The organism is Levilactobacillus huananensis (assembly GCF_003946145.1).
Taxonomy (GTDB): Bacteria; Bacillota; Bacilli; order Lactobacillales; family Lactobacillaceae; genus Levilactobacillus; species Levilactobacillus huananensis.
Window position 1 is genome coordinate 1 of sequence record NZ_RHOC01000022.1, and the last position, 9780, is coordinate 9780.

The following is a 9780-nucleotide window of genomic DNA, read 5'->3' on the forward strand; positions in this document are numbered from 1 at the left end:
TCGATTGTTGTTACTTTTGTTATAAAAGCGAATTGACTTCGCAAATATTGTTTGGGTTTGATACCAAGTATCAAACCACCCTACACATATTTGGTTTGTCGAAACAATGTTCAGTTTTCAAAGGTCTACCATGTCTCGGTTAACGTACCGCCGTGACAACTTTTAAAGTATAGCATGTTGAGAAATCACTGTCAACAACTTTTTCAACTAATTGTATATATATACAATTACATAAAACATTTAATCAAGCAATTCAACTGCGACAGACAACATAAACCATTGTATCAGTCACTGTTTAACACGTCAAGCATTGTTTTAAATTTGTATGGCTATTCAGCCATTAAATTTTTATGCATTTGTATCGCAAACAGCAACAGGTAATATCTTACCAATCATCCCCAACCAGGTCAAGCATTTTTTCAGAAAAAAAGACGTTCCTCTAAGAGAGCGTCTTCTCTTGATTTAAATTGTTTAAGGCCTCAGCCTTCCAACCCGCTAGCCGCTCATCAATTGGTTCAAACCCTATGTTTATTCGATGATTGGTCCAATAATGCCGGTGTTGATGTTCATCCGGCTCTGTCCTTAAGTCAACATGTTCTAAACATCGTAATGACAGGCTAATTTTGCCAGTGTACTCATCAATGTCAAGAATGACCACGTTAACTTCTTCATTAACCTTTAAATAGTCGTGAATATCTTTGACGTACCCACAATGACATTCGGAAATATGAATCAAGCCTTGACGGTGTCCGCCCAAACTGACGAACGCGCCATAAGGTTGAATGCCTGTGACTCGTCCTGTGACCTTCTGGCCGATCTGAAATGCCATCGTCTCACCTCATTAAACTTAGTCCATCTGATTACAATTCCCTATTCAATAACTGTTACCTTGTCCATCGTAACTGGTACAGCCGGCTGGTCACTAGCATCCGTCTTCACTTTAGAAATAGTATCAACAATAGCCATTCCCTCAGTCACCTGACCAAAGACCGTATGACGGAAATCCAACCAAGGCGTCCCACCATCTTTATAAGCTGTGACAATTTCATCAGGGAATCCGGCATCACGCATCTGGCTTTGCATCTGCTCTGTCATATCCGTGTCTGAAACAATGAAGAACTGGCTACCATTGGTATTAGGACCAGCGTTGGCCATAGACAAGGCACCACGCAAGTTGTACAACTCAGGCGAGAATTCATCTTCAAAGGGTTGTCCCCAGATACTTTCGCCACCCATACCGGTACCAGTTGGATCGCCACCTTGAATCATGAAGTTAGGAATAACGCGATGGAACGTCAAGCCATCATAATAACCGGCCTTCGCATGGGTTACAAAGTTTTCAACCGTCTTTGGTGCTTGCTCGGGGAAGAGCTGCAGCTGAATTGTTCCCATAGATGTTTCAATACTTACCTTGGGGCCCTGGGCGTTAGCCAAGTCAATTTGTGGAAACTTTGTCATAATTATCCTCCATATCTTTTAACACTATCTAAACGTCTATTATCACCGCCAACGCTTAAAAATGCAAACAATGACTCTGGTGCTATACTGGATACACAAAATAATTCAAAGGAGTCTTCATTCATGGCCAAACCAACGACTGCCCTAAAACAACGGACCATCGCTTTACTCAATCAACGGGGTGTTACTCTCCCCGACATCGCTCAACTCGTCATTTTTCTCCAGAAAGACTACATTAAAGACCTAGACGCTGACCTGGCTCTCGACAGCGTTCAAACTGTCCTTAGCAAACGTGAGGTTCAAAATGCCGTGATCACCGGCATTCAACTCGACATTTCTGCTGAGAAGCACGCCCTCTTAGAACCCCTTCAAACTATTGTCGAACGTGACGAGGGCCTCTACGGCGTCGACGAGACCATGGCACTCTCAATTGTTGACATTTATGGATCCATTGGATTCACCAACTACGGCTATATTGATCGGACCAAACCAGGCATTCTAGCCAAGTTAAATGCACATGAACCTGGTATTATCCACACTTTTCTCGATGACCTGGTTGGGGCGATTGCCGCCGCGGCTGCGGCACGGCTCGCTCACGACGACATCGGGGAGCAGGACACCCCGTTCCACTAAGAAATCCTCATGATTCCGTTAAGTTTCCTCAGTTTCTCTGCTTTATCAGCTGAAATCTCTTATAATATGGCTACATTACTTATTCGGAGAGGGAGACTTACCACATGGCCTATTTAATCGACTTTGTTCTGCACATCGATGCCCACTTAGTCAATATCGTCAATACCTTTGGAGGATGGACTTATTTCATCCTATTTGCAGTTGTCTTTGTAGAGACGGGTGCCGTCATCCTACCATTCTTACCCGGCGATTCTCTACTGTTCGCCGCGGCAGCCCTAGCAGCCAATCCTAGTTATGGTCTCAATGTCTGGCTGTTCGCTGGTCTATTTCTCCTTGCCGCCATCGGTGGGGATTCACTCAACTTTTTCTTAGGACAACGCGCTGGTGCGGCACTATCTAGTCACTCCTGGTTTGGCCGACTCATCAATAAGGATAAATTAGCTCAGTCCGAGAAATTCTTTAGAAAACATGGGCCACTGGCGATCTTCCTAGGCCGGTTCATGCCAATCATTCGGACCTTCGTGCCCTTCACGGCTGCTGGTTCCCAGTTCCCTTATCGCCGCTTCCTTCAATATAATGTAAGTGCTGCGATTACTTGGGTTTTGATCTGTTGCGGTGGGGGTTACTTCTTCGGTAACATTCCTTTCGTCAAAGCACACTTCTCTGCGGTTGTTCTCGGAATCATCGTTATTTCCTTGATTCCAGCCGTCGTTGGTTGGATTAAGGGTCGGAAAAAGCCAACACCTCGGACACCAGAGGAAGATTAATCACTTAATTAAAAAAGCGCAATCGACTAAAATCGATTGCGCTTTTCTTATGCGTCTTTAATTGCCTGGCGTCCTCGCCAATAAAGCCAACCCAACCCTGCTTCAAAGAGCAAAAAAGCCAAGACAAAGCAGTGTAGAAAGAATATATCCGGCAAGGCCGTAATCACCGGATCGAGGTCCGGGTCAAACAACCAATCATTATTACGAAAAAGTACCTCGTGAAAGACCACGAAGAATCCCTGGAAATTAACCGCCATACAGGCCGCTAAAACCAATGGTACCACGGCAGCCACAGTGACGGGTCGTAATAGCCGCCACTCAGCCGCCTCAAGTCGCAATTGATGCAAATAAAACCAGGCCGGTGCGACCGTCACCATGAAAACCAAATTATTAACAAGAAATAACGTCTTCACATCGTGAAAGTGAACCATTCCCGTAAATGATGTGGGGAAATCGCTCATATTTAAATCTGTGACCCAGGGAAACTCAAGGTACGCCAACATCTGACCGTAGTTATGCATCAATCGTGACGCACTCATCCCCACCGTTTGACTAATATGAAGCCAACCGATGTCCAAGCGATACAGCCAAACGGCATTAATCGTCAACAGGGTGCTCAGGGTAACCAAGGCTAAAAAGACTGCCGTTAATCCGACCGTCCGTTGCCATCTAGCCACGTGACCCCACCTCGAAATCCCAATGATCCAGGGATGGCACTGTATAGGTCGGCGGCACTGCCTCTGTCGCCACTTGTTCTGGCGTCGAGACACCCGTATAGACAAGCAACGTGTCTACGTGAGCACGAATGCCGGCGAGAATATCCGTATGGTAGTTATCCCCAATCATGAGCGCCTGGTCCGATGAAACCCCTAACTGACGCAGGGAATTCTGTAAAATAATGGGTTCGGGCTTTCCAATCATGATCGGCTGTTGCTGTGTCGCATACCGAACCAGATCAACCAACGCCCCGGCACCAGGCATCAACCCCCGTGCCTTGGGAATATTGGAATCCGAATTGGTTCCAATAAAAGTCGATCCACTCCGAACAGCCAGTACTGCCTTAGCAAATTTTTCGTACGTAACATCGCTATCCAATCCTACGACAACGTAGGTTGGGTGTTCTTCATCTACTGTGAACCCCTTTGCGGCTAAGGCTTGCTTCAATCCGATCTCACCCACTACATAGACCGTACGTGTCGCTGTCTTCCCGGCAAGCTGGTCGAGATAGTCTGCCGTTGCCAGTCCCGCCGTATAGACGTTCTCCGGGGTCACGTGAATATCATGATTAGTGTCCAAATTATTGACGACAGCTTGTGGTAACTGCGTCGTGTTGTTCGTGACAAACTTAAAAGGGATTTGGGCCGCCTGAAGCCGTTCGATGAACCGCTTGGCAGCCGGATAACGCTTGGTACCCGCATACACGGTCCCGTCCAAATCAATTAAATAAGCCTGGTAGTCTTTCAACGCGAACTCTCCCTACTCTTCTTTTTTCTGCCGAATGGTAAAATGTCGCCGACCTTGACCCCCAGTGGCAACAGTCACTGTTTTAGCGGTCTTTTCTACCGGCTTGGTGGTCTGACGGTGCTCTTCAGTATATGGATGGGCGGTATTACGATGCCGCGAATGCCGCGATCGACGGCGACGAGACCCGTTGTTGGACCCATTCGTTGCCTTGGGCTTTTGTGCCCCATCGTTCCCCTTATTATGATGATTAGTCGTAGCTGGCTTGGCAGCCGCGGTCTTCTGCGAAATCTTTGCTGACTGTTGTGGCGTCTTTTCCCCCTGTGACCGTTTAGTCTGACTCGATCCATTACGGTTGCGACGCCGTGAACGACTGCGACGTGGCTTTGGTGCGGCCTTGACATCTAGGTTATGCAAGATGAAGTAAGCACACCCAAAGTTACAAGATTCATATAAGTAGTCTTGTACGGCGTCAATCTGGTTCTGTTTGGCACCGGCCCGGTCTTCTGCATAAAACCCCTTCAGGCGTAACTGTTCGAAACCCCAGTCACCCACAATATAATCAAATTTACTCAAAATAGTACTAAATCGTCGAGAAAACTCCGAGAAGTCGAAACCTTCCCGAACGTTTGCGACCAGCTCATACGGGTGGCCGTTGATCGTCAGGTGGGTTTCATCCCCCCGTACTACTTCGGCAACTGGTTCTCGACTTTCGCGTTGCTCGGCAACGAGTGCCTCCAATTCCTTACGATCCAACGTCTTCATCCTTTCCGGTCTGTGTTCAAGGGATAATGTCGCTCGAGATACTGAGCAAACACTTCCCGCAATAAATCATGATAAAAGAGCTCATTTTTCCCCACAATTGAAATGGTTGGGAAAAACGGCACAAATAAGTAGTGATCCACGACTGCTAGCGTATACCGACGAATTGGCGAAACGGGCTCACCTCGCCAGGTGACCTGGTGCGTCTGTTGGTCATAGGCAATTCCTAGATAATTGAGCTCGCCAAATACCTTGCCGCGAAAACCCATCCCGCGCTGTGGAAAATGTCGCAGAAAGAGACGAGCTTGTTCCGCTTCCTGAATCAAACGCCAGAGATCATAGCCGCTGAGGGTCACACGCATGACATGCATGCTGTGAGGCAGGATCGTGTGGAGTTGGTCTTGTGTGACCACACCGCGTGGCAAATCAGCTAGAAACAGCCCTGAATTTAAAATAGCTGCCTGGGTTCCCGCATACTCAGCAATGGCGTGAAGTCCCTCTTGAACGATCCGCGAATGACCATACGGATCGGCTTCCATAGTCGCCGGAATTTTCGCCACCCGTTGTTCGCGCAAAATGTCGTGTCCTACCTGTTCCAGCTGGGAAATCTCGTCTGCGTCTGCCGACTGTACTGATAAGTCAGCGGTAGTCACCACACCAGCGGTTCCCTTCAGTAGTTGATGGTCAGGACCCACATCAAGTTCGATCCGCCCGACGTACCGGCCAAACTTCCCAGCTGCTGCGAGTAGGCTCTGTCCTACTTGCTCACCATGAACCAATAAATGATGTGTATGACTCCCGATAATCACAGTCAACTGAGGAAAACGCTTGGCCAGTTGACGATCAACGTTAATCCCCAGGTGTGATAACAAGACACAGAGGTCATATTGACCAGCATAGGTTGCTAGGAGCTTAGTCAACGCTTGGTCGGCTTGTACCACCGTCCACCCCAATAAGGGATAGGTCAGCTGATAGGGTGCCGTAAGTCCCAGCACTAAAATCCGAGTCCCAGCTGGCGTGACCAATAGCCGATGGTCTTGGACCCAGTCCGGCTTCCGCTGTGTTTCAGTCGTTAACAAGTTCCCCAACACAACTGGAAAATTAGCATAGTCATAGAGATGGTTTAATTGTTTGTGATTGAGTGTCAGCCCTTCGTTATTCCCAATGGTCACGGCATCATACCCAATCTGGTTCATCAGAGTCACATTACGTTGCCCCAAAGTGGCTTCTGTCACCGGATGAGCCCGGTCGACATTGTCCCCTAAATCAAAGGTATAGACGGCATGTCCAGCGGCCAGCTCCTGTTTCTTGATGGCTAACAAATAGCGGCGTATCCGCGGCCAATTTTCAAAATGCGAATGGAGATCATTCGTGTGTAATAACGTAATGTGTTCCATGCTGACACTCCTTTAACACTGAGTTTAATCGTACGGCATCCAGAGGGCTCGGTCAAGCGCTATTGCTTCTCCCGGAATTCCTGAGCCTTTCCCGTGACCATCTCTTCAATTTCCGAGGTGGAAAATGGCGTCCCAAATGGAACCTTTTCAGCTAGATAACGCTGTTCAGGCGTGTCGACACCAACGTTAATATTTTCTTTAACGGGTACCGCGTAATGATGAATATGGCCGTGCAAATTAATAATCTGGTTAACGATTCCCAACATCATTGGGTAATGCGTCATGTAATATTGCCGATGGTCGTATTTGATTAGAGCGCCCACGTCGTGAAACTGATACTTGGATTGCCCATGATCGATCGGATTATGGGCAGCTAGGTATTTAAAGAGCGCCCGACTATCATGGTTCCCCTTAATAAGTTCAAGATGCCCATTAAGTTGTGATAAAACGTCAGCCACTGCCTCATCCGATTTCACGGCCGGCTTCGTAAAGTACAGGGCAATATCTCCCAGATGGTAAACGGTGTCCGTAGGAGTCACCCGTGCATTCCAATTATCGATGATGGTTTGATTCATCTCCGCCACCGAGTCGAATGGACGAGGAGCAAAATCATTCATTCCCAGCAGATCTGCATGAAAGAAATGAGTATCTGATGTAAAATATTGCAAATTGAAGTCTCCTTATAAAATATCTAATGGTGTCGCCGTCGTTGGTTTCGGGAACTGATGGTCTAACGCCGTGAGCTCGTCTGCACGCAACGTTAGCTGAGTCGAGGCAATATTGGCTCGCATGTGGTCAACCGAACTCGTTTGTGGGATAGCTAATACCTGGTCGTGACTGATGACCCAAGCTAACAGAATCTCATAAATGCCAACCTGATGGGCCGCCGCGATCTTTTTCACAACAGGATTGCTTGCCAATTGATGGCCATGCGTATCTCCTTGAGCGATGGGTGAATAGGCGATGAACGGCACGTCGTGAACCTGTTGCCAAGGCAATACGGCATACTCGACACCCCGGCTTCCAAGATGATAGAGATCTTCATTGGCCGCAACCTTAGAACCTTCCGGCAATGCCCAGAGTTCCTGCAGGTCAGCGCTATCAAAGTTAGAAACACCCCACCGACGAATGAGGCCAGTTTCTTGAAGACGTTGGAGTTCCGTAATGGTTTCTGCTAACGGAACATGACCACGCCAGTGATACAAATAAAGATCAAGATAGTCAGTCCGCAGTCGCTTCAAACTAGCTTTCAGGCTTGCCTGCATCCGATCATGCGAGGCATTCTCTGGTAAAACCTTAGAGATTAAGAAAAGATTCTCCCGCTTAAATGGCATCAAGGCTTCCCCTACTAAATCTTCGGAGCGCCCGGATCCATACATTTCTGCTGTATCAACCACCCGAGCACCAGCCTGAATTCCGGCTTGAATTGCAGCAATCTCTGTGTCGCGGTGATCGGGCTGATCACCCATATGCCAAGTGCCGATACCAATTGCAGGAACCGTGGTTCCACCAAACGTAACTTCCTTCATCACAATTCCTCCAGTATTTTCAATTACTCCTATCGTAGCACTTCACTCTCTGATTCGCCGGATATGAGGATCTAAAAAAGTCAACTTCTGTCTAGAAGTTGACTTTTTCATCACTGAAATTAGTCTTCCGATTCACCAACCGTGTCTGTCTGATGTCGATCATGAACCCGTTTGCCCCAACTCAAGGCAACTAGCCAGAGAATTGACCCAGCCAGGGCGATCAAGGTATCTGTGCGGAATAACAAGACGACGCCGACCATGGCCAAGAAGGCCAGAATCAAGTAGTCACTCAGTGGAAAGAATGGCATGGTAAACCCATGTCCCGCCTGCTCGGTTAACCTTAGTTGCTTCTTGTACTTTAAGTGGGCCACCACGATCAACCCCCAGATAAACAGGAAACACGTCGTCGCCACACTAGCGATGAAGGAAAAGACATGTCCCGGCATAATAAGGTTAAGGAAAACGGAAATGGCAATCACTAGTGTTGAGAAACGTAAGGCGTGAACGGGAACTTGTTGTTTAGACAGTGTTCCCATCCGTCGAGCAAACCGCCCCTTACCTTGATAGGTCAGTGAAAAGAGCATTCTACCCGTCGTGAATAGTGAGCTATTGCAGGCTGAAGCGGCTGCGGTCAAGACAACAAAGTTAATCACGGCTGCCGCCGACTTGATTCCTACGTTCTTAAAAACCTGTACAAAGGGACTGCTGGTTGGCGAAACCGCCTGCCAAGGATAGATACACATAATGGCCAACAGTGAGCCCAAATAGAAAAGAATGATTCGCATAGGAATTTCATTAATCGCCTTGGGAATTACTTTCCGTGGGTTAGCCGTCTCAGACGCGGTCATCCCCACCATCTCGATACCAACGAAACTGAAAAGAACCATTTGGAAGGATAAAAAGAACCCCTTAGCACCATGGGCAAAGAACCCGCCTTGCGTAAGGTTTGTGACGCTCGCATGTCCAGCGGGTGTCGGAAAGTGAACGGCTACCATGTAAGCTCCGGCCAAAATTAACGCAACAATCGCGACAATCTTCACAATTGCAAACCAGAACTCGGTCTCGCCGAAGGCACCGACTGTGACAGAATTGAGCGCTAAGAGAATTCCCAACATCACAATTCCAGTCACCCACTGTGGTAATTGCGGAAACCAAAATTCCATGTATTGCCCAGCGGCAGTCACTTCAGCCATGGCAATCGTGATCCAACAAACCCAGTAGGTCCAGCCTGCAACGAAGCTGAGATTGTCACCTAAGTAGCGTTGAATAAAATCAATATAAGAGTGCACATTGAGATCGGAGAGCAAAAGTTCCCCAAGAGCACGCATCAATAGGAAACACATAATTCCTGTAATGAGGTACGCAAGAATAATTGCGGGCCCCGCCAAATGAATCGATTGACCAGCTCCCAGAAACAGTCCCGTTCCAATCGTGCCCCCCAGCGCAATCAGTTGAACGTGCCGGCTCTGCAATCCGCGAGAGAACTCTTGCTCATTGTTAAGTTGACTGTCTTTCATCATATCCTCCCCTTTGTTGAATAATATTATACACACCCCCAGTAGTAATGCTACTGGATGCACTGGTTAGGGCAGTAACCGAATTTTCTCTCAGCCCCGCGGCCATGCACTTTTACTCACTTTCAAAAATAAAAGGTGAAATTTGCTCAACTATTGAATAAAAAAAGAACACCCCATCTTGAAGTGCCCTACAATTGTTAGACAGATAAATCTAACGATTGTGGGGCTTTTCTTATGACCAAATATAGTACTCAAT

11 protein-coding genes are annotated in these 9780 nt (G+C 47.5%); 2 read left to right on the forward strand and 9 right to left on the reverse strand.

Translation table 11 applies throughout. The annotated features are described in order from the left end of the window. Positions 1–439: 439 nt before the first annotated feature. Together EKM71_RS10720 and EKM71_RS10725 are read right to left on the reverse strand one after the other, a co-directional pair. Positions 440–829 carry a CvfD/Ygs/GSP13 family RNA-binding post-transcriptional regulator gene (locus tag EKM71_RS10720; RefSeq protein ID WP_125574570.1) on the reverse strand — a complete coding sequence of 130 codons (390 nt, stop codon included), beginning with the start codon at positions 827–829 and terminating at the stop codon, positions 440–442. A 41-nt stretch (positions 830–870) separates the two neighbouring features. Then, on the reverse strand, positions 871–1458 hold the full coding sequence (locus EKM71_RS10725; RefSeq protein ID WP_125574571.1) for a peptidylprolyl isomerase: 588 nt from the start codon (positions 1456–1458) through the stop codon (positions 871–873). A gap of 123 nt (positions 1459–1581) precedes the next feature. On the opposite strand from EKM71_RS10725, the gene EKM71_RS10730 reads away from it, so the two are divergent. Then, positions 1582–2091, forward strand: a complete 510-nt coding sequence (locus EKM71_RS10730) for a phosphatidylglycerophosphatase A family protein (protein ID WP_125574572.1) — start codon at positions 1582–1584, stop codon at positions 2089–2091. 104 nt (positions 2092–2195) lie between these two features. After that, complete coding sequence (locus EKM71_RS10735) at positions 2196–2858, forward strand: VTT domain-containing protein (RefSeq protein WP_125574573.1); 663 nt, start codon at positions 2196–2198, stop codon at positions 2856–2858. 47 nt (positions 2859–2905) lie between these two features. Here EKM71_RS10735 and EKM71_RS10740 read toward each other — a convergent pair whose 3' ends face one another. From EKM71_RS10740 to EKM71_RS10770, 7 genes are all read right to left on the reverse strand, one after another. Beyond that, a complete protein-coding gene (locus EKM71_RS10740) occupies positions 2906–3535 on the reverse strand; it encodes a TIGR01906 family membrane protein (RefSeq protein WP_125574574.1) in 630 nt (209 codons plus the stop codon). Then, entirely contained in the window at positions 3528–4322 is a 795-nt protein-coding gene (locus tag EKM71_RS10745; RefSeq protein ID WP_125574575.1) for a TIGR01457 family HAD-type hydrolase, read from the reverse strand. The genes EKM71_RS10740 and EKM71_RS10745 overlap by 8 nt, the downstream gene beginning before the upstream one ends. A 12-nt stretch (positions 4323–4334) precedes the next feature. After that, positions 4335–5084 carry a YutD family protein gene (locus EKM71_RS10750; RefSeq protein WP_125574576.1) on the reverse strand — a complete coding sequence of 250 codons (750 nt, stop codon included), beginning with the start codon at positions 5082–5084 and terminating at the stop codon, positions 4335–4337. Further along, on the reverse strand, positions 5081–6478 hold the full coding sequence (locus EKM71_RS10755; RefSeq protein ID WP_125574577.1) for a bifunctional metallophosphatase/5'-nucleotidase: 1398 nt from the start codon (positions 6476–6478) through the stop codon (positions 5081–5083). Before EKM71_RS10755 ends, EKM71_RS10750 begins: the two co-directional genes overlap by 4 nt. 59 nt (positions 6479–6537) lie before the next feature. Next, positions 6538–7146, reverse strand: coding sequence for a metallophosphoesterase (locus EKM71_RS10760; protein ID WP_125574578.1), 609 nt, complete (start codon positions 7144–7146; stop codon positions 6538–6540). A gap of 12 nt (positions 7147–7158) precedes the next feature. Further along, positions 7159–8007, reverse strand: a complete 849-nt coding sequence (locus EKM71_RS10765; protein WP_125574579.1) for an aldo/keto reductase — start codon at positions 8005–8007, stop codon at positions 7159–7161. A gap of 119 nt (positions 8008–8126) precedes the next feature. Continuing rightward, the gene (locus tag EKM71_RS10770) at positions 8127–9527 is read right to left on the reverse strand and encodes an amino acid permease (RefSeq protein ID WP_404819442.1); all 1401 of its coding nucleotides are present in this window, start codon (positions 9525–9527) and stop codon (positions 8127–8129) included. Between the last annotated feature and the right edge of the window lie 253 nt (positions 9528–9780).